Origin of the sequence: Clostridium neuense (genome assembly GCF_045310695.1) — a bacterium.
In the GTDB taxonomy this organism is placed as follows: domain Bacteria; phylum Bacillota; class Clostridia; order Clostridiales; family Clostridiaceae; genus Clostridium_S; species Clostridium_S neuense.
Genome location: NZ_JBJIAA010000007.1, coordinates 20,873 through 45,059 on the forward strand (window position 1 = coordinate 20,873; position 24,187 = coordinate 45,059).

The window sequence follows — 24,187 nt, forward strand, 5'->3', positions numbered from 1 at the left end:
AGTATTTTCATGGATTATTAAGAGATATGTTTACACATTTAATATTATCTAAAAGAATACATAGAGCAGGCTTAAATAAGACCAGTGTGATAAAAAAGCACTGGCTTAATTTATGTAAATAGCTATTTTTTTATTTGCTAACATAGATAGGGGAAATTCAAGGGAATTTCAAAGGATTAAGGTCAAAAGAGAATATATTATATTACAAAGACTACTGCTTTTTTATATAATAAAATTAGTTATAAATTGGATTATGTATAAGAGGGGTTAATGATGAGAGATAAAAAAGATACTTTCCGAAGAATAAAGAAATTAATAGACAGTAAATCAGAGGGTGATTATTGGGATTTTAAACAAGAATGGCATAAAGATAATGAAAGGCTCTTACATGATATTATTTGTTTTGCCAATACAGTACATGATAAGGATTGCTATTTAATAATCGGTGTATCTGATACAGGGCAAATAGTTGGAGTGAGTGAAGAAAATAGAAAGAAACAAGCTGAAATACTGGATTTACTTTCGAATACGGTTTTTGCAGGGGACAATATTCCGAAGATTGAGTTAACTACAATAGAAATCGAAGATAAAGAAATTGATGTATTAACAATATTCAATTCTTATTTAGTTCCTTATTATTTAAAAAGCAAGAGTAAAAAGTATAATAATATAAGAGAGGGATACATATATACAAGAGTTGGTGATAAAAATACTCCAATAAATCAAAATTCAAGCATACATAATATAGAAATGCTTTGGAAGAAGAGATTTGGGTTAACACAACCGCCATTAGTGCAAATAGTAAATAGATTAGAAAATAAATTAGAGTGGGTTCAAAATGATGATACTTATTACAATACTTATAGACCAGAATTTAAGTTAGTAGAAGAATATGATGACGATGAGTACGAAAGAAGAAAAGGCGAATTTTATGTATACTCTCAAATGAATTCAAGATGCATGTATAAAAATTTAAAAATAAAGTATAACGAAACTATTCTAAAGGAGCTTCAATTAGTAATTTTAGATAGTGGGAGATATAAAACACCTGTGCCACGATGGGGGTATGCAGGCTATGATGAGTTTGGTGTTAATTACAAGTATGCTTATAAATACTTCTTAAAAGATAGTATTGATTATAAATTACAGCGTTTTTTCTTTGACACGGAGGATAGAGAAGAAGTATATGCAAAAGATAGATTAGATGAAGTAATAATATATTATGAAAATGAGGAAGAAAAATTAGCATTTGAATATTATGTGGAAAGTAATCAAGCAATGGTTGAGTCTTATATAAATAAAGCTGATGAGGTATATTTTCAAGTAGATACTAATAATAAATTAGAAGCCAAAACTTATAAGCATAGACTATCAACAGGGTTGGCATTAAATAGAATTTTGAAAGAATTTAGAAAATTGTATAAATAGTGAGTTGAAGTATATAAGGATAAGTTAAAATAATACGATATAATTATATATTATACTTATACAATGGAGGTAACAAATGAGTAGTTATACAAAATTGGAAAATGTAGGTTATGTCGCAGTAGGTAGCAATGAACAATTTTCATTTAAAGATGAAGAAAGTATAAATGATATTAAGCGAATTAAGAAAATTTTAAATTATATAGGTAAAAATGCAGATAATCTATATATTAATATGTTTCCCTTATTTTAAGGTGCGACAGAATTGGTATACTTTGATGGAATTTGTTTATATAAGTTTCCTCCTTATCAAATTACTGATTATGACGTGTTTAAAAGTAAGTTTTTAGAATATGAAAATAAATTTTATAAAGCATATGAGAATGGACAATATGATAATATTAGTATTTATATAGATAAAAAATTTGAACCTATAATATTTAATATTTTTTACCACAAAATGTCTGATGAAGATAAGTTTATAAATTATATATATATGTATAAAAATTGTGATTATGCTTTGCAAAAGTTGCCTTTAAAACTTATAAAAGAAATTTATAAGTTCATACCTAAAGATTTATTAGAAAAGCGTAAGAATAGTGGCTTAGTTGACTGTAATGGGTATATAAATATTTATCGGGGAGTAGGATCTAAATCATCAAAAGGTAGCAGAGCAATTTCGTGGACTACAGACAAGAATGTAGCTAAGTGGTTTGCTAATAGATTTAACAAGGTTGCAAAGATTATTAATGGCAAAATTCATATTAATGATGTTATATTTATTTTTGATGAAGAATTGGTATATTTAAGTGAAGATGAATTCTATAAAGACGAGGAAAAAGAAATAATTGTTATTCCAGAAAAGGTTGTTATTATAGGGGAAGATAAAGTAAATAAAAATTAATGAGATTGTTATAAATTTTATTAGTAATATACTTTATCGATATAACTAATAAAGGATTTATATATATTTTAAATAACAATAAACAAGAGTTAGAAGATATAGATGAAGATGAAGATTTTATGATTCAAAGTGACCTTGCTGTTACTGGCTATAAAATGGGCTCTCAAATATTCATTATTTCTGTAATTGAAAAGGAAAATATGTATTAATAAGATATGATACGTATTGGGTATTAGAATATAATCCTGGCAGTTTTAGAAGAATAATTTAATTATTGCTATTTAAATATATAATTTGTATAATGAAATTATAGAGTAGAAAGAAAATGCTCTAAGTAAAAAAACACCATTGATGTACACACTCTATTTTTAATGTGCGAGAGATATATCTAAAAAATTAACTAAGGTGATTAAATGGATAAATACTGTTATCTTGTAAAATTAAATATAAATTTAAAAAAGACATCCTAAAAGTTTTTGGGGTGTCTTAATTTTTTCGTTGACAATAGTAAATATTTTAGATAGGAGGAAGACTTAAGGAAAATAATAAGGGATATTTGCAAAATACTAAAAATAACTAAGGAGGATGAAGAATATGGGAGTATACATTAATTTAGACATTATGCCAAGCAAAATAAGTAAGGAAGATTGGGAGGGTGTGTATAAAGAGACTTTGGAGCTAATACATGCATATGCTTTTGCATGTATAAAAACAGATTGTGTACAGGATATAGAGAGGATATTCATTGATAGGGCTGAGGAAATCGTAGAAGATGATGTGGACAGAGAAATAAGATATTGGAGGGTATGCGGAGACTTAGAGACAAAAAGAACAGGAGAAACATTTTTATTATACGAAGATATAGAAAAGTATAATAAAAACGCCGAGAAAGATATAAATGATATTCTTGAACTTTATTTAAATGATGATACAAATGGAGTGAGCAGAATCTTTAACAGCAAAACACAGGGAGAGGAGTATCACATATATGTTCTTGCAATAGCCTGCCTCATTGAAAGCAGACTAAAAGGAAAAGCAGTTGTATATGGAGATGTTACAAAAGAACAAGCAGAGATTGCCATAGAATGGGCAAATGGAATTCTTAAAACTCCAATACAGTTACCAGTCAGGACAGATTATAATGAGTTAGTTTCAAGGTTAAATGGATTAGTAGGGGAGAATGTATTAGGTAGCTTTATGTCACTAAAAATTGGAGAAAATGAAGAGAGATTAAATGAATTTATTGCTGAGAATTTTGATAAAGAAGAAATTAATAAATATTATATGTCCAAGCTGAAAAAGCATTATACAAGTTTAGGACAACTTGGAGCTGAAAAAATACTTATAAACTATTTGAATATGGGATATTCTTTAGAAGAGATAAGCGATTTGTTTTGTTATAAGGAAGAAGGACCAAAATTTAATGAAATTGATTTTGTAAAGGCTATTGCAGATACATGGCTGTTTATTCCATTAAAACATCGAGAATGCATGAATATATTGAAAAAGTCCTCAGATAATCCTACTAAAATATATCATCAATTTGGTCTTATGTTTTTGAATATGGGCTTTTTGGGAAGATTAAATAATAAGTACTTACCTTTTGAAGAGGGGTTAGCTATACTAAATAATAAATTTCCAGAGGTACAAGATATAAGAAAACTTGTTGAGGATAAAAATATAGAGATAATAGGTACTCTCCAAAAGATGGAAACTGAACTTAGTCAAATTTCTGAGAGCGCTATTGAATTGCATGAAAATAAAATAATTTGTGATTTTGATGAACTTATGTATTATACGGCTGAACATCAATTAAGTCAGGAGATTGAGGAGCTGATTAAGCAAGTAAAAGAGTTTGCATTAAATATAATGAAGAGCAATGAGAATATAATAGAAATATTAAGGGATATTGATAAAAAAGATGATTATGTAAAATTATTAGTTAGAGTAACTAAGAAAGATAATTTATTACTATCCAGACAAGCATGGAATTGGGTGGAAGGAATTAACGATATTAAGGTATATAAAGTTTTAATAGGAATTGCTTTGACGGTTGCAAGCGAAAACGTAAGGGATTTAAAGAAGGCAGTTTTTGAAAATAGAGAATTCTTTACAAAATATATAGCGTCAATCTGCAAATAAAAGCTGTGAAGGGTATAAGCGTTGCAAGTAATATTAATACGAAGGGGCGATGTATTATGGATGATAATAAATTAGATTGTGATAAACTTTTGAATATGATAGCCGAGTCTATGGGAGGGAAAGTAGTAACTTGGAATACCGTAAATGAAACAATAACGAAGAATATATCATTCGCCAGAATAGTTAGTACATCGAAATATATAAGTAAGGAAGAGCGTGAGATAATTGAACAGAGAAGCTATGTTGGAGAAATACAAGAATAACCATTAAATTGTAAGGGGCTTAAATAAAGCTATCTTCTATTTAAATAATTTATTGACAAACAGGAAAGCATATAAAAAATTTCCTACTAATAGATTTTAAATGAACGGTTGAAGATAGGATATTTAATAATACAGACGACATACTCCTATTATATTTGCAACTTTCAGAATATTCACCACATGGTCTAAAACATAAACCTATATATAATATAAAAAGTTTTGATTAAAAAATAATATGTTTGTAAAATATTAAAAAATATATAAAGATAAAATATATAAAAATACAAATGATAAAGAAATATTTATGAATTTGAGAGATAAATCTAAAAACAGTAATTTAAAAAGTTTTTTAGAAAGGCAAGGGTATACCTTTAAAAAAGAAGATAAAGATAGTTACACATAGAAGTGTTTTTGTAGCTATTATAAAGTCAGAGTATAGAGAGCTGTAACAATAAGAATAAATTCTACAACATATTGCATTATCAGTTGATTTATAAAGTAATATGTTGTATGTAAAATTCTTAATGTGACAGCCTTTTTTTATTCTTTTTTTGCTGAAGAACATAACGTACAATTTTAGTATCTACCAAAATACTATTTATAAAAACAGAAGCTACTGTATATAATACATTATTAAACAAATAAAAAAGGAATTGTTTAATGCAGTTGATTAACAAAGGAAAGGTGATGCAAAATGGAAGATACAAATGTAAGCTTTGGAAAGCTAATTAGACATCTTAGAATTGATAAGAATATGTCATTAAAGGAACTGTCTCAAATCACCACTTTGAGTAAATCTTATCTATCGCGCCTCGAAAATGAAGAAAAAAGAAATCCAACCATTTTTGCGGTAAATAAATTGGGAAATGCGTTGGATTTGGATATTAAAACAATAGAGAAGTTATTGGTAGATGAAGAATGTCACCAAGATGATGAAGCATTGGAAGGGATTGATAAATTACTATTAAACAGCACATACACATTTGCAGAAAAGATAGCGACTGTTGAAATACAGTTATTGCTTAGGGATATCGTCAGATTCCTTGAAGTATATTGTATTAAATGTAATTTAAGCAGGCAGGATGAATATGAGTTATTAGAATTAGCGGACAAGCTAAGAAGCGTAGTACTTAATTAATAAAGGGGTTGCTATAGAGTAACTATTTACTAAGGAGGCTGATGTAAAGTATGGAAGGTAAAAATTTTGGCTTGATTTTAAAGAAAGTAAGGCAAGATAGGGGATTAAGCATGAGTGATTTAGAGAAGGCTATAGGAATTAGTTCAGCTTATATAAGCAGATTGGAAAATCAAAATAGGGATAACATATCACTGCAATACTTTGTTAAATTGTGTAAAATATTTAAGCTGTCATCAACTTTGATATGGGAACTTTATCCAGACTGTTTCATAGATGAAAATTTGCAAGAAATATGTACATTGGATGAGGTTATAAGTAAAAGTAATTTTAAATTTGCAGAGAAAGATAGCAATATAGATATAAAATTTAGCTTTCAAAAAATTATTAAGCAATTGGAAAAATATATTCTTCTGAATACAAGAGATTCACAAATAAAATTGCTCATCGAAATAGATGAATTAAAGGATAAAATTTTAAAACAGTCTTAATTTAAAAGTCAGCATAGATATTATAAAAATTTATGCTGGCTTTTGTTGTAGGGGAGGAAAATGATATTGAGTAAGAATGGAAGTAACAAAGAGTATTTATTTAGTTTATATTCGGCTAAGCTAAACTCAAGAAGATTAGAAGAAACGTTAAAGCTTAATTTTGATGCGATTGCTCTTGAAAAATGGCATGAAGGAAGAAGAGTTGATATAAGTGGGGTGGATAAGAATGGAACAAATGTGCTAATAGATTGGTGTTTGAAAGATTTTGACAAGGAACATTATATGCAAATTAAGAGTTTAATATCTATAGTTTCAAAAGAATATAAAAGCTTGATTGTAGCGGGAGCTACTTCATTTAAAAATGCAAGTTATGTTATGGGACTAATACAGGAAGTAATATCTGAAAATAAAAATATAGAATTGATTTTTTTGGAAATTAACTCTGAGGTAATACCAATTTTACAAGAGGTAAACAATATGGACTGTTTAGAACAAATAGAAAATTTGAGTAAGCTTAATTCTATTAACAATCATTTTAAAGTAGTTAGAGCAATTAAAAATTATAATAATGATGAAACTATAAGTGCAAAAGTTATAGAATATAAGAATTATGATTACAAACAACGTTTATTGTATGATATTTTGGAAAGGTTAAGGGAGGACTCTCCACATATAAACTTATATACATACAAAAAAATTATTGGGAATTCATTTTTTATAGGAGGAGGAATGGCAGAAATTACGTATAAAGTAACATGGGATAGGCGTAATAGGTTAGTTTGTGAAGCCACATTTACAAATAAAAAAGGTAAGGAAGTATATTATAAACTTTTAGAGAAAAAAGCTGATATAGACAATTATATGGATTATATGATTACTTGGAATGATAATCCATTAAAGATATTTACTTATATAAATCCTTTAAGCTATATAGATAAGAATAGAATGGTGAAATATTTTTCCAGGATCGTTAGAAAATATATTTATGGTTTACATAAGTTTATAATAGAAGAGATTAAAAATATACAAAATGATATATGATTTAAAGGAGGGCCGCATTAGCGTATTTTTTTCTAATGCGACACCACCTTTTTTTACTTATATATTTAAAGTCATAATCCTTATAATTTGGAATAGTACTAAAATATTAAGGTAGGCAAAATTTTGTGAAATATAGTTGTGATATAATTACTATGCAAGAATGTAAAAGCATATGTTTGAATTAATAATTCAAGGATAGTAGATTAGCAATGCTAAATTTTATATGGGGATTTAGTATATTGAAGTAAAATAATTATTTATGGAGTGCAATTAATGTATTATAGTGAGTCTGTAAAAGTATGGAGAACAAAAAATAAAGAAGAAGCATTAAGGGATTTTTTCATAAAGTTTATTTATTGCTCTAACAAAATAGAAAATGATGAAGTAAGACTTGTGGATGTAGAAGCAGTGGTTAATGAAGAAAAAATAAATTATTTTAGTGAAAGTGAAAGAAACATTATTGAAATAAAAAAGCATATTGAACTTTATAAAGATATTATTAAATTAGACGGTAATATCAAAGAAAAATTAGATATGGATATAATTAAACGTGTTTACTTTTGCTTTACAGGAAATAAGTTGGCAAAAGATATATATAAGAGTATAGATGAATTAGTACAAGATATCAATAATATGCAAATAAATGAGGAGACTGCTTTAGATGTAGTAAGTTATTTCTGCTGTTATTTTGAGGAAATAATTAACTGTGAGGACGGCAGGGTGGTGAGGATATTGATTAATTATATACTTATAGCTAATAATCTTGCACCAATTAATATTTTTTATTATAACAAAGAAGAATATTATTTAGCATTAGAGTCCTTTTATAAAAATAAAAAAATTGATAGGATGAGAAAGTTTTTAGATGACCAAGCTTATAAAACGTGGATTAAGAATTATAATTTAAAATTAAAGAGCTTAAAGGGATTTTTAAAAGGCTGTAGTAATTAGGGGATTTATAATAAAGGACCAAGTGTTGGCAAGAATTTGTTACATAATATAAACATTACAAATGCAATATTTATGTTATGTTTGTAACATTTCTATTATGATTAAGCTTTCAGAACATTTACAATACTGCGTAAGACATAATCTTGTATGTAATATATAAAAATTTTAATTTAAAATGAAGTTAATTATATAAGGATAATTAACTAAAATATTGATACTAATGCATATACATTGTATAATTATATTAAAGGAATTTAATTATATATGTACTTAAAGAAATTATAAAGGTAAATATTAAGGTGATATTAATGTTTAATAGTGATAATTTTACTTTAAAAATAAATAAGTTATTAAAAAATGCATCTGTTGTAAATACAGGTGCATTTTTATTTTATATTTACTTTAATCAACAAAATCCTTAACTGTTTACATTTAGAAAGGAGGTATGATGAAAATGTCTGAAACAATAGCAACTTTAATTGTAGCAATATTTGGATTGGCTTGTATAACCGTACTTGGTATCTATGTAATAAAGTCAATAAAGGATATTAGTAGAAAATAATAAAAACGTAGAAAGGATATATGTACATCAAAACTTATATTTATGTAGTGAAAATATAAGTAACAAGAAACAAAATATGAAGAAAATGGATGTGAAAAAATTAAGATACGTAATTGATTTTCCTAACGAATTTCAAATTAATGAAGCGAAAGAAAGATTTGAACTTGATGATATTCTGTGCAAAATAGCGATGATGATATTCAGCTACAGAATATCACATAATCTGTCTGAAAAAGAATTGGCAGATAAATTACAAACAAACCAGGAAATAGTGTCTAAATTAGAAAGTGGAGAGTTTGTTCCAAATATTGAGCAATTATGGGTAATTAGTAAAAAGCTAAACATAAAATTTAATGTTTTATTTGAAGATAATGAAGAGAAAATAGAGTATTCTGCTGACGCTATATCGAAAAAAATGAAATTGAAGCAGTTCAATCTGAAATAAAGTTCTTTGAAAATAAATATAATGGAAGATACGAGAATACTCTTAAAATAAAAGAGAATAAAACAGATGAAGAGATTAATGATGGGAGCGAATGGTTATATTTTTTAGGAAGAATAAATTTGACTTAGATGAAATTGTTAACAATGAAGCTAATAGAGCATATGTAGCCATTAATATAATTATTGCAAATATAATATAGGCAATTTATTAAAAACAGAATGTGAGTTTAATTATGAAGGAGGAAGAATAGTGGAAGAATTTTCCGTAGATAACATGAGCAAATTTGAAGAAGAGCTATATATAAGATATTTACAGAAAGAACGTGAATGTAAAAAAATGATTGAACAAGCTGAGATTTTTGGGGCAATGAAAGAAGATATTAATATTGCGTTAAAGCTAATTGGAAAGGTAAGAGATGAAACAATTTCTGAGGTAACAGGAATTAATATCGGTCACATTAAATGCTTAAAACATTAAAAATCGAATATGCACAATTTTAACAGAGTCTAAATACTTATATTTAATGAGAAACCCAAGTGGTTTCTTTTTTTATACATTAAGTTAGCATGATTACTATACTAAATCAATACAAAACGTAAATGACTTTAAAATGAATAAATTCAATAATATGTAAGTGGGTATTTCTTCCCCTAAATGTATGTGAATATTAAAGCAATCGCCTAACGGCTTTGAGCTATTAAAAAGTATTGTGTGTGTATTTATATATATCGCCTAACGATTATAATGCAACCAAAACTATTATAAATCAGCAAACTTGTTATGCAGGTTTTATATATATAAAAATAAGCTCATAAATTTTTTGTGCCAGAAAACTTAAAGTAATTACTAATTTTAGCGAAGAATCTGCTAATGCAGATTTATATATAATAGTAAGCCTTACCTTTAGGAGAAACAATAAGTACGAGCGAACTCCATTATTGTGGGGGAAGCAATAAAAAATTATTTATATTATTAATTAAGTAAATATGTTATAAAGTTTTAAAATTTTCTACTTTCACTGGGAAAAAATAAATATTTCCATATTAGCACAATATTGTGGTAAACATTGATTAAGCAATTTTACTATAGTATATTTTTATAGATATTATTATAATTATTATTGTTATATATAATGTTTGTAAAACTAATTAGTTTCGCAATCCTAATATTATTAGTTAGATTATATATTCAAATTTCAATAAATTAACAAATGATGAAATGAGGAGTACGCAGATGATAAAAAGCCAAAGAGACAAGATAAAAAACTTAAAAGAAAAAGTTGCAGATGTACAAGATGGCAGTGAGAAGAAAAAAGTAAAAAAGGAGATTGGAAATATAATAAGGCAAGGAATTATAGAACTAAAGAGCCAAGTAGATAAAAATAATTTATATAAAAAATATATAGATAACAATATGGAAATGATTACGAATAAGTATGCGTTTAATGTAACTGTTAATGATCATAAAGAAGCTGTAGAGTTACTTAAGACATTAGATATAAGGCAAATATTAAATATAGGTGTAAAACTTAATGTACCGTTTGAAAGTAAGATATTCTTTAATGTGGAAGAATTGGAAGGGAAACTATGTGATACAGAAGAAGAAGCGAAAATAGCAATAGAAGATTTGAAGTTAAATGGCAAAACAATACTACTTTATAGCATAAAGCAAACTAAGTTTAAAAAGTGGACATATAAAGTAACATATAAGAAGGAAAATGAAAGAGTATATATAAATAAGGTGAATGGTAAATATAAACTCTTTTTTAAAAGAAATGAGGAAGTAGACAGAGGCGTAGAAGAAGAAAGTTTTGATATCTTAAATTTATATGAAATAATTATGGATGAAAAAGATACTTATCAATGCATAAAGCAATTATGTACATTGTTTAATATAAAAATTAAATATTGTATTGACCAAGAGAAAAAATATAATTTCAATGTAAAAATTATGCTTGATAAAGATTATATGAAAAATAAATATAAAAATTTATATAAATATATAAATCGGTATTTGCATATTTTGGAGGAAATACTTGAAGTGGGAAGTAAAAATATAAATCATTCAATGAACAATTTTATGGGGGAAAATGTATTTTTTTGTTCGGGAAGGGAGTTAAGTGAAAGATTAAAAGAGAAAAATAAGATTGATTTAAATGTTAAGACTAAGACACAAAGCCAACTTTCTAAGATAATAAATGTATTTTGTATTTTAGGATTGCTTATAAAACTTAGAAATGATCAAGTTCCTGACAACATGTGGAGGGAACCGAAAAAAAATAATAAATTTCAGAATTATTTTATAGTTAAGCGATATACGGATAATGATTTTAATGAAGCGGAAAAAATTGTTATAAATTTAAAACAAAATAAAATATCAGTTACAAAAATGACGGGAGACCTTTGCAAAAAAATACTTGGAGAAAAAGTATATAACGAAGTTTATCTAAATAATGAAAAAAGTACTAAGAAGGCACAAGCAACAATTAAAAAAAAAAGGATTAAATGTAGAGTATTAATATAAAGGCAATTACCTCAATAAAAAGTCAAGCAATATAGAGAAGTCAAACTATTTAATAGGATGTTTTATATTATAGCTCTATAGATTATTGAGCTGGAGGAGATAGTATTGTTTTATACAAAAGAAGAATTGGTAAAAGAATTAAGTGGTAGAGTATATACAATTTATGTAAGTCGTTTGATGGACATGATTATAAGTTATAAGTCGCAAGAGCAAATTATCCAGTGTATACTTAATGATGCTTTTAAACTAAATATAGATCTTAATGCTGATGGCTGGAGAAGTTTAGTTAAAAGAAAATTAGAGACTAAGGATATAAAAAAAAGCACTTTAGATATGATGTTTAGCAAAACATCTAATCCAATATATAACATAATAAATAAATATATTGCTATAGATAAGAAAGTAAAAGATTTGAATATATTATATAATCAATTAGGATTAAATCATGATTTAGAAGAGGAAATAAGTGTCAATAAGCAATTTAAATTTGGTATAAATGATGCAGGGTTTATTCAAATTACAATGCCTACATTTTCTGGTCTTACGAAGGAAGAAATAATTTCCATAACCGGATTTTGGGAGAGCATGGAGTTTACAAGTACTGAACAAATAATAAATTGGTTAAATAAGCATGACAATCACTTTGAATCAGGATATAGTTCTAACTTTCTTATTAAAGGAAAAATTCTTTATTTAACAGTTTATGGCAGTGAACAAATGTCAAAAGGGGAGAAAAGCAATGGGGATAGATTTTAAAGAAAAAACACAAAGAGGAAAGTTAATGGAATTTCTTAAAAATAATGTAGCAAGAATTAATACTATAAAAGCCGAAAGTATTGTTAAATTGCTTGCAGATAATTCGTTGGATTTATTATTAAATGATAATAAGTATTTGCTAAATATAAAAGGTATAAATGAAAAAACAATTGTTAAGATAAAAGAGTGCTTGCAAGTATATATTGGATTAAAAGAAATTTTACAACAAATAAAAATGTTGGATGATACAGAATTATTAATTAATGAAATTTATAAAGGAATAGGCAGTAAAGCTGTTAATGAACTTAAGGAAAACCCATATTATATTTGTGATAAATGTGATATTAATTTTAGTGTTGCAGATAAAATAGCATTAAATCTTGGATTGCCTTTTGATAATAAAAACAGGATTAAACAGGGAGTAATGTGTGTTATAAATAATGAAATAGAGAAAAAAGGTAATATATTTACATACAAAGATAAAATAGCTGAAGAATTACTGAGATTTATAAACAAAACAAATATATATAATAATAAATTTGATGACATTAATAAAATGGTTTATGATGCATTAAACAGCTTATATATAGATGGAAAGATAATTATAGAGGGAGATGCTGTATATAGGGAAGATTATTACAGCATAGAAAAAAATATAATAGATAGAATTAAGAATTCTTTAAAGATGAATGGACTTTGTGAAAATGGTGACATGGTATTAAAACATGAAGCACTAAAAAATTATAAGTTAAGTGATGAACAAAAAGAAGCTGTAGTTACGGCTATTACAAGTAAAATTTCTATAATAACTGGTGGACCTGGTACTGGAAAAACTGAGATTATAAAAGTACTATTATCTATAATTAATGTGATAAATCCAAAGGCAGAAGTGAAAATATCAGCTCCTACAGGAAAAGCGGCCATAAAAATTTCCAAAACAACAGGACGTGAGGCGACAACTATACATAGATTATTAAACCTTTTTGTTGGAGATGCTAAAAAGAATAAAGTAAACACAATTAATTGTGACTTCCTTATTATAGATGAGGCTTCTATGGTAGATGCGTATTTATTTTCTCAGTTATTTACTAATACCAATTATAAAACTAATGTTGTAATAATTGGAGATTACAACCAACTCCCGAGTGTAGGAGCGGGCTCTATTTTAAAGGATTTGATTAATTCTGAAAAAGTTCCTGTTGTTATATTAAAAAAAGTATATAGACAAAGCAAAGAGAGTTTAATAATAAAAAATGCCCATAGATTAATAGACAATTCACAGAGGGAAAATAACATAGAGTTTGATGATAAAGAATTTATATTTATAGATGAAAAAGATGATAAGATTATAAGCACACTTATAACAATGATTGACTCTTTGAGTGTTAATGGTGATTATTCGTTAAATGATATTATGGTTTTATCTACGGTAAATGATGGTATGGTTGGCGTAAAAGAGCTTAATAAAAAAATACAAAGTTGGTGTAGGGAAGATGAAAGTGATGGAACTATAAAGAATCACGATAGAATTATTCAATTAGAAAATAATTACAATTTAAAAGTGATGAATGGAGAAGTTGGAGTTGTGAATGGAGTTACTAATAATGTAGATACTGGGGAGATAAGATTTAATGTAAAAATTGATGATAGAAGTATAGAATATAACAACGATACTATAAAACAATTACAATTAGCATATTGTATAACTGTTCACAAGAGCCAAGGCAGTGAATATCCAGTGATTTTAATTCCTATTAGTAAAGAGAATATGTATATGGCTAATTTGAATACTATATATACAGCTATAACGAGAGCTAAGGAAAAAGTGGTGCTTATTGGAGATAGAAACGCGTTTCTTCAGAGCATAAATAGAAAAGAAGAAGGAAAAAGAAATTCGAAAATTGTGGAAAAGTTAAGAATGGCAAATAAGGCGATATCTTAGGTGGAAATCTTTTTATTATAAATAATCAAGATTAAATAAGGTCTCATTCAATAATCTAAGAATGGTGCATGTATTTTGAGAATTTAAGAGTTTAATAGTGAAAAATGATTGAAGTTTACTTCTCAACATCATTGACGCTAAAAAAAATAAGTAATAAAATATAAAGTTTATAGTTGACTATAATGGAAAGACATGATATAATTTATTTAAAGTAATCAAGAAAACATTTTTTTAATATTTAGAATATTTTTTTAAAACGAATTTTTATTTTTTAAAACATTTTTTAACAATTGAATATAGCATGAACATGAAGTGTAGTATAGGTATAAATATTATTACTACAGGTTTGTTAGTGCTGTATTTGTTGATTGATGTTTTGAAAATGAAAATTCGTTTTTTTGCTTTCTTGATACAATAGGTACTTTAAAAATAAAAATTCGTTTAAATTTTCTTGATACTATCACAAGCTAATAAAGTATATAAATAATCAAAAAATTCAATAAAAAATAATATAAAAGGAGTGAACAAATTATGAAAAATGTAAATGAAATGAATATGTATGGCTCACCAGAGATAGAAAAAATAATTAAAGAGATATTTTGAATAAATTAATTTTAAAAATAAAAAATAAGATTGGGCTAATATTCCAGTATTAACTCAATCTATAAATAAAAAATTAACCAAACAAATTATAAATCAATATGTAGATATTTTCAATAAAATATTGATGAATTACATATCTAAAATTGAAAAGATAATGAGATTTAAACTGCATAAATCAATATATAGAAGATTAATTCAATTTAAACTTCTATATATTGGTAAATAGAAAAGGAGAGATAGAAATGAATAATTATAAGAATGTTAAAGAAGTAGAAAATAAAAAATTTAAAATATATACACACAATATAAATAAAGTATTGCAGGAATTAGTTTATAGTAATGGCGGTTCTGTAATATATGAAGACATTTATAAAGCAAATAAAAAAATTAGTTTTTTGGGTATCCAAGAGTTTGAAATGTTGTACATGATAAATAATAATGAGTATGCTCTTCACATTGCTGTACCCAGGGATAGCTACTTGAGTCAAATTGGTATAAATATTAGTGAACCTGAATGTGTTGTTGAGATGGATGATGAACAAGTTATTGCATATTTGGAAAGTAGAGTTGCGACAGATGTAATACTAAAATATTTTGGTGATAAATTAATATGGGACAAGCATGATATTACATCTCCTTTACTATGTTATGTAAAAGATAGAAGAGTATATGACATAAATAAATCGTATAGCTTGAAAGTATATACGGATGTGTATATTGAATTTTGTGAAGAGAAAATTGAATATGAGGAATTATATATTTCAGTTGATAATAAATTCTTTCTTAACCTTCTTAGCGATAGTGTACGAATAGTAAATTCAAATTTGTATTTCAGAAATAAAGAAGCAGAAGAAAATGAGCAAGATGATATACTTCCAATGTCTGAAGAAGAGGCTGTTAAGTGGTATTTATATAGAGGTGGAAGTTTTGAAGAATTTCGTACAAATGTAGAAAGAGCTAAGATCTATCTTAGTAAGATTAAGTGATGATAGCAATTATTGAAAGTAAGACATTGGTAAATTAATGAATAGTTATATTGTACTGCAAAAGTACAGAGTAATAGATAATCTATTTAATAGATTTGCATTAAGTAGGAAAATTAGTATGAAATTACGAAGGAGAAATGAAATATGAAAAAAGTAATTGAAAAGAAGGTATACAATACAGAGACAGCAACATTAATCGCAGAATACTGGAATGGATTAGGAGAAGATGACTTTATGTATTGTGAAGAATATTTATATAGAACAAGAAAAGGTAGTTATTTCTTACGTGGCTCTGGTGGACCATTAACTAAGTATTCAGAATCAAATGAAAATCAAACTTGGGGAATTTCTACAATAATACCAATTAGCAAAGAAGAAGCTTATGAATGGTTAGAAGCTAATGATAAAACAGAAGCTATAGAAGAGTATTTCTCAAATGACATAGATGAAGCATAAAATAAAAGGTAAATTATTATAGCTAAGCATAGATAGTTTGGTCAGCTTAACTATTAAATTGTACATGTTTCATAATGCACTAAATATAGTGATTTGAAACATGTAGTAATTAAATTTGTGGTGCTATGAGTAAATAAAAAATGTTAAGAAAGTGGAGGAAAACAAATGAAAATTATATTAAGTAATAAATGCAGACAACACATGGAGGCACATAAAAATGATTTCGTAGTTGATTGGAAGGAATTAATAGAACTATGTGAAGTTGAGGGTAAATTTAATCACTTGCATAAATCATTTGAAATTATTAAAGTGGAATTTCCATTTAGTGTAGGGTACTGTAATTGCATAGAAACAGATGCAAATGATGAGATAGTATTTGCTAAGAGATATGGTAGAGATACATATTCAAGGTTTATATTAAATAAAAGTAGTAACTTATGATTTTAAAATAACAAGGAGGAAGAATATTATGTCAAGTAGTAAGGAAGAAATATTTGAAGCTTTTAAACCATTTATTGAGAAAGGAATTGTAGGCATAGTATCAGACTTAAAAGAAGATAGAGAATGTAGTGTTCTATATAACAAAATGTCTTCTTTAGATAAAGTATTAACGTCAAAAGAATTTTGGATGTTACAGCCATCAAAGAATGAAATTGAAGCAAGAAAAAGTGGATGTAATACAGATGATGAAATTATTGAATATTGCGATGCAATTTATAATATAAAAAAAGAGGAAGCAATGAAAACTGGAATGCCTGTAAAGTGCGATACAATCGGGATGTTTTCGTGCAAGGACATACATGAAGATTGTAGTTGGGACATAGTATATGTAGTTGTAAATCCAAGTGGGGAGTTTTTATATATCAGAGAACATTGTTATTGATAAGAAGAGGGGTTATATAGGTAAGAATATATATATTGTCCACAATACTATAAATAATTTTATAGTAGGGTTAATTTCTAATGATAAAAGCGCATAGTTAATGGATGATTAAATTAATGAGAGTGTTGATGAGTTGGGAGTTTAAGTACAAAGCATAATTAGAAGTTACTAAAGCAAAAGATAAAAATAATAATTATTAAATATAAACAAATGAAAAAACGGAGGATGAAAATTATGAAAAAATTAAAGGTATTACAATTGACAGATGCATTTGGTGGAGAATTGAATTTTTATTCCAAGCAACTTGAAGTTGCTATAGAAGGAAAACATATTGCAGAGACATATTATTTTTTAACTGATGGAAATATGTTGGTAGATATTAATAAAGATATAGATATGGAAGATATAAATATAAAGAAAGCTATAGAACTTGGAGCAATAATTAAAAGTATGTTCTTTGTTGAAGATGGATTCTTTTCAGACCATATTTATAATTTTAAAGCTAAAGGAATGTGGGATGGCGTTGAATATTCAGAAGAACATGGGGTGTTTTTTGAACTTGAAGATGACGCAATAAAATATGAGAGATATGTTTCTTTAGTACAAGAAAAGATAGAAATAAATGGGTGTGAGGTTATTGAGAAAGAAAATGCAATAAAAATAGTTGAAGAAACGTCACTTAAAAAATTAGCCAAGCTCCTTATAGGTAAGCAAATATATAATGTATGCGGAGCAGTATGCTTTTTAGATTTAGAAATTGGAATTGTAAAAGTAGTAGAGGATACAGAAAAATTAGAGGATACAGAAATTATTATTGCTAAATCATATAAAAATGACAGATTTGGTGGAGCAATAGAAAATGGGGTATATAATGAGGAATATCATATTTGCCTATTAGCAAGTATGTTAGAATTGGACGAATTTAGACAAGCAGTTGAAGAATTTTATGTTGAATATTAAAGTTAAGAGGAGATGATTTTATGCAAAAATTAAATGATATTATTGTTAATTTCAATGAACTTACAATTGAAGAGTTACAGCAACTTAAGCAAGAAGTTGTTGAACATATAAACGCTAAAAGAGAGAATAAGCAGGTAATATATGTCCATGATTGTTGTTATAGTAGTAACTATCATCGTGGAAAATATAAGCATTTTGCAAAGTTGTTAACTTCTATTGATGATACAAAAACTAATGGATTTGCTTTTAATGGAAAGTTTTTAAAGGTAGATAAAGAAAATTTAGTTGAAAAAGAAAATTATGTAGTAGAAGTGTGTAATTGTTCTATTAGATTATATAAAGTTGAAGAGGATAGTATAAATTTAATACTTGAAGGTAATAGTCGCCAATATGTAAGTTTTATCCGAGAAGCTAAAAGGCTTACAGGGCTTTAAATTAAATATGCTGGTTTTAAGATGATAAAGTAAGAAAAGTATAAAGAGGAGTGGTTAAAAATAATGGGATATAATTTATAAAGGAAAAATAAAAATAGATTTATGAAAGTCCATGACATGATTGGTGAGGAATGAAATAGTGTTAAGGTCAAAGTAGTCAAGTTAATAAGTCATAAGTTAATTTAGAATGAAGCTCTGTATATATTACAGGGCTTTTTAATATAATTTAAACTAATATATTAATTCACTTAATTCTATACTATGTAGACAAAAAAATACAAGATTGTGGTAAAATAAAGTAAGTTAGAAGGCTATAATTTTATATTAAATATATATGTACGAGGAGAAAAGATTATGGAAAAATTGACATTACAGCAATTAGAATCAAAACTATGGGAGTGTGCAGATGTTTTAAGGGGAGAATTATCGGCAACTCAATACATGGATTACATATTTGGAATGTTATTTTTAAAGAGAATGAATGACGAATTTAGTGCAGAAAGAGAAATAAGATTTAATGAATTTAAAGAGCAGGGCATGATAGAGAAAGAAATAGAAGAGCTTCTTAATGATCCTTCAATTTATGAAACCTTTTATATACCAGAAAGGGCAAGATGGGATAAACTAAAGAACTTAAATTTAAATATAGGCCCAGAACTTGATAAAGCATTTAAAGCAATAGAAGATGAGCCTAAAAATAGTGAACTTATAGGAGTTTTAACTACAGTTAATTACAATGATAAGGAGCGTGTACCTGATAAGAAACTCAGTCAATTACTTCTTATTTTTGACGGCATGAACCTTTCAAACGAATATCTCGAATCAGAAGATATTTTAGGAGATGCATATCAATATTTAATTAAGCAATTTGCAGATGAAGGCGGAAAGAAAGGTGGAGAATTTTATACTCCTACAGAAGTTGTTAAGATAATGGTTAATTTGTTAAAGCCTGAAGAAGGAGATAGAATATATGATCCAACTTGTGGTTCTGGTGGTATGCTCATTCAAAGTATTCGATACATAAAAGAGCACGGTGGTAACTATAAAAATGTATCTCTTTATGGTCAGGAAATAAATCTTTCTACTTGGGCAATTTGTAAAATGAACATGCTTTTACATGGTGCAAAGGGAGCGGATATACAAAAGGGAGATACTATAAGAGAACCTAAGCATACAGAGGGTGGAGTGTTAAAAACCTATGATAGAGTTCTTGCCAATCCTCCATTTTCCTTAAAGAATTGGGGACTTGAAGAAGCAAGTGCTGATGAATTTCATAGATTCTCTTATGGATTGCCACCAAAGTCATATGGAGATTTAGCTTTTGTATCCCATATGGTAGCGAGCTTAAATCAAAAGGGCAAGATGGCTTCCGTAGTACCACACGGAGTTCTTTTTAGGGGTGGAGCGGAACAGAAAATAAGAACAGGATTTTTAAAAGATGATTTAATAGAAGCAGTAATTGGATTACCCCAAAACATTTTCTATGGTACAGGTATTCCAGCAGCTATAATTGTTATTAATAAGAACAAGGTTGAAGAGCGAAGAAACAAGGTTCTATTTATAGATAGCAGTAATGATTTTGTTAAAGAGGGGAATAAAAATAAACTTAGAGATGAAGATATTGAAAAGATAGTTAAAGCATTTGATGAATATAAGGATATAGAAAAGTATGCAAGTGTAGTTGATTTAAAAACCATAGAGGAAAATGATTGCAACCTTAATATAAGTAGATATGTTGATACTACAGAAGAAGAGGAAGAAGTGGATATTCCTTTAGTATTGCAAGACATCAGGGAACTTAAGATGAAGATGGCAGACTCGGAGGAAAAGCTTAATGGATACCTAGAAGAATTAGGATTTGATACGATTTAAGAAGTTAAAAGTAAGGATGGATTTTATGAAAAAAGTAGGAGCGGTAATTAATTTAGATAAAATGAAAGTGACTAATGGTAATAGGTAGGTGATGGCGGTGAAAAAGGTTAGAGAAGGATATAAGATGACGGAGTTAGGTGAAATACCAGTTGATTGGAATGTAGAATGTTTAGAAAATATTGCTCAACGATTATCAGGTCATACACCTGATAAAAAAATATCTGAATATTGGAATGGGGATATTCCATGGATTTCCCTTAAAGATACTAAAAGGTTAGATAAACGGTATATAAGTGAAACAACGGATTATACAACTGAAGCAGGAATAAGCAATTCATCAGCAGTTATATTACCTAAAGGTACTGTAGTTCTATCAAGAGATGCTACGGTGGGCAAAGTTGGCGTTACTGATAAAAAAATGGCAACGAGTCAGCATTTTATTAATTATGTATGTGGAGAAAATTTGCATAATTTATATTTATATTATGATTTTTGTAATAGGAAATCATTATTTAAAAGAATTGGCATAGGAAGTACAATAAAAACTATAGGAGTATCATTTTTTAAATCATTAAGTATAATACTACCACCTATTAAAGAACAACGAAAAATAGCGGATATTCTTTCATTAGTGGATGACCAAATAGAAATAACTGATAATCTTATAGAAAAGACAAAGGAACTTAAAAAAGGGGTTATGCAGAAGCTTCTTACAAAAGGAATTGGGCATAGTAGGTTTAAGGATACGGAGATAGGAAGGATACCAGAGAAGTGGGATGTTAGACCTCTATTAGAAGTAAGTGATAGAAGCAAAGAAAATTCTTTTATAGATGGCGATTGGATTGAGGCACAATACATAACAGATGAAGGAATTAGATTAATTCAAACAGGGAATATAGGAGTAGGAAATTTTATTGACAAGGGTGATAAAAAATTTGTATCAGAAGCTACTTTTGAAGATCTGAAATGTAAGAATGTTGAACCAGGAGATATATTAATTTGTAGAATGGCAGAACCTACAGGAAGAGCTTGTATAGTTCCCGAATTAAGTAAATTAATGATTACTGCTGTTGACTGTACTATAGTAAAAGTAGACACAAATAGATTTGATACAGGATTTATAAACTATTTTTTAAATTCAGATTATAACTTAAAAAGAGTAGTACAATTTGAACAAGGTTCTACAAGAAAAAGAATAAGCAGAATAAATCTTGAAAAACTTATGATACCAATTCCTAAAATTGAGGAACAAAAACAAATATCATCAATTATATCATCTGTAGATGACCAAATATCCCAATATGAATCTAAAAAAGGAAAACTTCAAGAACTTAAAAAGGGGCTTATGCAGAAACTTTTGACAGGAAAAATTAGGGTTAAAGTATAAAAAGTTTTCAATTTATCTGAATGGGGTGAAATAAATATGGATTATTCAGAAATGACTCCATATGAACTTGGGGAAACGGGAGATAAGAGAGCGATTAGACATCTAATAAAGTATATTAAAGATGGAACTGAAAATGAAAAAAGATTATCAGCTTCAGCTATAAATAAACTTTCAAAAAAATATAGAGAAGATTGTAATGTTGCTAAAGCATATCTTGTAAATAATTTGAGTGATGAATATCCACAAGTTAGAGAATATACTTTAAAAGCATTATTTAATTTAGAACTTTCAGATGATGATTTAGATATAATTAGAACAATAGAAAAAAATGATGAGAAACATTACAATAAAGTTGAAACTAATAAAATATTAAGTAAATATAAAGTGTCAATAAAGAATTGTGAACGAAATATAAAAAGTATACCTGTAAAAGATATCACAACAAGGTTATCAAATGTAGATAAATTAGAAAATCAGTTATTAAGTGAAGAAAAACAAGTTATGGATACATCTAAAGAGGAATTAATTACCAAGGAGGATATACTTGATAAAACTAATTCTAATGTAAAAAATGCAGATGAGCTATTTTTTGAACAAAACACTCTTATAGGAAAAGAAGTAGTATTTAAAGAAATTTTTAGTAATGAAGAATTTATGTTATTTTTAGATTACTGTTATGATACAAAATATAAATTTTGTGAAAATCCATCAAATCAGATGAAACAAGTAAAAAAGTTTAATGATTTAATGAAATCTATAAAAGTTTCAAATATTAGTAGTGAGCTAAAAGACTTAATTAAACAGTATAGAATATTTAATATAACTACAAATGAAATTAATCAATATTTCAACTTAGAACGAGAAGTTAGTGAAGATTTAAAGTAAGAATATGTATTATTAGCAAATGAATTTATCAACTTACTGATTGATGGAATAAATTCTACTAAAATGAAGCAAAGAGATATTGAAATTTTGATATTAAGATATAATTTAGGTGGTTATGAAAGAAGAACTTTGCAAAGTATTGGAGATAGATATGATATAGGTAGGGAGAGTGTTCGTCAAATTGTAAAAAAATCTAATAGAAAATTCAGTGGTTTTTGTAGAAGGTATAAGAATAGCGAGCTCCTTAAGTTAAAGTTATTTACAAATAAATTGCTAAGGCCTGGTGAAAGTGAATTTGAAAAAAGGTTTGTATTATTTTTAATATTTGGTTTTGAGTCTTTAAATATCAATGTACTTATAACTTTGCTTACTGAATTGATTTTTGGAAAAGAATATGAAGAAAATATTAAAAATACTTATAATAAATACATTTATGAATTAAATAGAAAAATTGAAGCGGATAAAAAGATGGAAAATCAAATTAATGTGTTTAATAAGAGGATTAAAGATAAGATTATTTGGTTTAGTAAAGTTAAAAACTTAAATGAAGAGGATTATATAAAAATTACGCCTAAAAGAGAAGTTAATTTTGACGGTGATGGTTATTGTGGAGAATTTTATAGTAATAAAATGGGCAAAAAAATTCAATATGAATCTCAACTTGAAAAAGAGATATTATCATTATTAGAGGAAAGTCCTAAAGTGTTATTCTATGTTGCTCAACCATTTAAAATACCATATTTTTATTTAAAACAAAGAAATTATACACCAGATATCTTTTGTGTATTAGATGATGGAAAAGGAGCAGTAATAGAAGTAAAACCTACATTTAACATGGTATTAGAGTTGAACCTTCAAAAATATTATGTATTAAGAAAATTTTGTGAAGAAAATGGATATGGAATGTTAGTAACTGATAGATATACCTCTATAGAAGAGTTTGTAACATATGAATATAATGAAAGGTTTGAAGAAGAGATGCTTAAAAGGTTAAAGAATGGACCAATTAAGTGGAGAGAGTTATTAATTTTAAAAGCAAAATATAATATTTCATATAGAGATATAGCAAGTATAATAATGAAAAATAATTTGATATATAGTACAGCATCATTTAACATCGAAATGAGATAGAAAAGTTAGG

The 24,187-nt window shown here is 27.0% G+C and carries 24 protein-coding genes; all 24 read left to right on the forward strand.

Annotation, left to right across the window (positions count from 1 at the left end):
* Positions 1–273 precede the first annotated feature (273 nt).
* The 24 genes from ACJDT4_RS09325 to ACJDT4_RS09440 all read left to right on the forward strand — a co-directional run bounded on the left by ACJDT4_RS09325 (position 274) and on the right by ACJDT4_RS09440 (position 24,177).
* The gene (locus ACJDT4_RS09325) at positions 274–1,428 is read left to right on the forward strand and encodes an AlbA family DNA-binding domain-containing protein (protein WP_406787288.1); all 1,155 of its coding nucleotides are present in this window, start codon (positions 274–276) and stop codon (positions 1,426–1,428) included.
* Between the two features lie 76 nt (positions 1,429–1,504).
* Positions 1,505–1,678: a hypothetical protein gene (locus ACJDT4_RS09330; RefSeq protein ID WP_406787289.1), complete on the forward strand. Its 174-nt coding sequence runs from the start codon at positions 1,505–1,507 to the stop codon at positions 1,676–1,678.
* 12 nt (positions 1,679–1,690) lie between these two features.
* Entirely contained in the window at positions 1,691–2,329 is a 639-nt protein-coding gene (locus ACJDT4_RS09335; RefSeq protein WP_406787290.1) for a hypothetical protein, read from the forward strand.
* Positions 2,330–2,923: 594 nt separating this feature from the next.
* Positions 2,924–4,471, forward strand: a complete 1,548-nt coding sequence (locus tag ACJDT4_RS09340) for a hypothetical protein (protein WP_406787291.1) — start codon at positions 2,924–2,926, stop codon at positions 4,469–4,471.
* A 56-nt stretch (positions 4,472–4,527) separates the two neighbouring features.
* Entirely contained in the window at positions 4,528–4,734 is a 207-nt protein-coding gene (locus ACJDT4_RS09345; RefSeq protein WP_406787292.1) for a hypothetical protein, read from the forward strand.
* 694 nt (positions 4,735–5,428) lie between these two features.
* Complete coding sequence (locus ACJDT4_RS09350) at positions 5,429–5,872, forward strand: helix-turn-helix domain-containing protein (protein ID WP_406787293.1); 444 nt, start codon at positions 5,429–5,431, stop codon at positions 5,870–5,872.
* A gap of 50 nt (positions 5,873–5,922) precedes the next feature.
* A complete protein-coding gene (locus tag ACJDT4_RS09355) occupies positions 5,923–6,360 on the forward strand; it encodes a helix-turn-helix domain-containing protein (protein ID WP_406787294.1) in 438 nt (145 codons plus the stop codon).
* 66 nt (positions 6,361–6,426) lie between these two features.
* Positions 6,427–7,401 (forward strand): hypothetical protein, encoded by a 975-nt coding sequence (locus ACJDT4_RS09360; RefSeq protein ID WP_406787295.1) that lies wholly within the window; start codon positions 6,427–6,429, stop codon positions 7,399–7,401.
* Positions 7,402–7,674: 273 nt separating this feature from the next.
* A complete protein-coding gene (locus ACJDT4_RS09365) occupies positions 7,675–8,352 on the forward strand; it encodes a Fic family protein (protein ID WP_406787296.1) in 678 nt (225 codons plus the stop codon).
* 653 nt (positions 8,353–9,005) lie between these two features.
* Positions 9,006–9,359 carry a helix-turn-helix domain-containing protein gene (locus ACJDT4_RS09370; RefSeq protein ID WP_406787297.1) on the forward strand — a complete coding sequence of 118 codons (354 nt, stop codon included), beginning with the start codon at positions 9,006–9,008 and terminating at the stop codon, positions 9,357–9,359.
* Positions 9,360–9,608: 249 nt separating this feature from the next.
* Positions 9,609–9,836 carry a hypothetical protein gene (locus ACJDT4_RS09375; protein ID WP_406787298.1) on the forward strand — a complete coding sequence of 76 codons (228 nt, stop codon included), beginning with the start codon at positions 9,609–9,611 and terminating at the stop codon, positions 9,834–9,836.
* 756 nt (positions 9,837–10,592) lie between these two features.
* Positions 10,593–11,882 (forward strand): hypothetical protein, encoded by a 1,290-nt coding sequence (locus ACJDT4_RS09380; RefSeq protein WP_406787299.1) that lies wholly within the window; start codon positions 10,593–10,595, stop codon positions 11,880–11,882.
* A 105-nt stretch (positions 11,883–11,987) separates the two neighbouring features.
* Entirely contained in the window at positions 11,988–12,638 is a 651-nt protein-coding gene (locus tag ACJDT4_RS09385) for a hypothetical protein (RefSeq protein ID WP_406787300.1), read from the forward strand.
* Entirely contained in the window at positions 12,622–14,580 is a 1,959-nt protein-coding gene (gene recD2, locus ACJDT4_RS09390) for an SF1B family DNA helicase RecD2 (RefSeq protein WP_406787301.1), read from the forward strand. The genes ACJDT4_RS09385 and recD2 overlap by 17 nt, the downstream gene beginning before the upstream one ends.
* Positions 14,581–15,425: 845 nt before the next feature.
* Positions 15,426–16,169, forward strand: a complete 744-nt coding sequence (locus tag ACJDT4_RS09395; RefSeq protein ID WP_406787302.1) for a hypothetical protein — start codon at positions 15,426–15,428, stop codon at positions 16,167–16,169.
* A 144-nt stretch (positions 16,170–16,313) separates the two neighbouring features.
* Positions 16,314–16,625 (forward strand): hypothetical protein, encoded by a 312-nt coding sequence (locus ACJDT4_RS09400; RefSeq protein ID WP_406787303.1) that lies wholly within the window; start codon positions 16,314–16,316, stop codon positions 16,623–16,625.
* A gap of 165 nt (positions 16,626–16,790) precedes the next feature.
* Entirely contained in the window at positions 16,791–17,066 is a 276-nt protein-coding gene (locus ACJDT4_RS09405) for a hypothetical protein (protein ID WP_406787304.1), read from the forward strand.
* A gap of 28 nt (positions 17,067–17,094) precedes the next feature.
* Positions 17,095–17,508 carry a hypothetical protein gene (locus ACJDT4_RS09410; protein ID WP_406787305.1) on the forward strand — a complete coding sequence of 138 codons (414 nt, stop codon included), beginning with the start codon at positions 17,095–17,097 and terminating at the stop codon, positions 17,506–17,508.
* Between the two features lie 234 nt (positions 17,509–17,742).
* On the forward strand, positions 17,743–18,468 hold the full coding sequence (locus tag ACJDT4_RS09415; RefSeq protein ID WP_406787306.1) for a hypothetical protein: 726 nt from the start codon (positions 17,743–17,745) through the stop codon (positions 18,466–18,468).
* A gap of 20 nt (positions 18,469–18,488) precedes the next feature.
* Positions 18,489–18,902 (forward strand): hypothetical protein, encoded by a 414-nt coding sequence (locus ACJDT4_RS09420; protein WP_406787307.1) that lies wholly within the window; start codon positions 18,489–18,491, stop codon positions 18,900–18,902.
* Between the two features lie 354 nt (positions 18,903–19,256).
* Complete coding sequence (locus ACJDT4_RS09425) at positions 19,257–20,774, forward strand: type I restriction-modification system subunit M (RefSeq protein ID WP_406787308.1); 1,518 nt, start codon at positions 19,257–19,259, stop codon at positions 20,772–20,774.
* Between the two features lie 97 nt (positions 20,775–20,871).
* Complete coding sequence (locus tag ACJDT4_RS09430) at positions 20,872–22,161, forward strand: restriction endonuclease subunit S (RefSeq protein WP_406787309.1); 1,290 nt, start codon at positions 20,872–20,874, stop codon at positions 22,159–22,161.
* 36 nt (positions 22,162–22,197) lie between these two features.
* Positions 22,198–23,046, forward strand: coding sequence for a HEAT repeat domain-containing protein (locus tag ACJDT4_RS09435; protein WP_406787310.1), 849 nt, complete (start codon positions 22,198–22,200; stop codon positions 23,044–23,046).
* 63 nt (positions 23,047–23,109) lie between these two features.
* The gene (locus tag ACJDT4_RS09440) at positions 23,110–24,177 is read left to right on the forward strand and encodes a sigma factor-like helix-turn-helix DNA-binding protein (RefSeq protein ID WP_406787311.1); all 1,068 of its coding nucleotides are present in this window, start codon (positions 23,110–23,112) and stop codon (positions 24,175–24,177) included.
* The last annotated feature ends 10 nt before the right edge of the window (positions 24,178–24,187 follow it).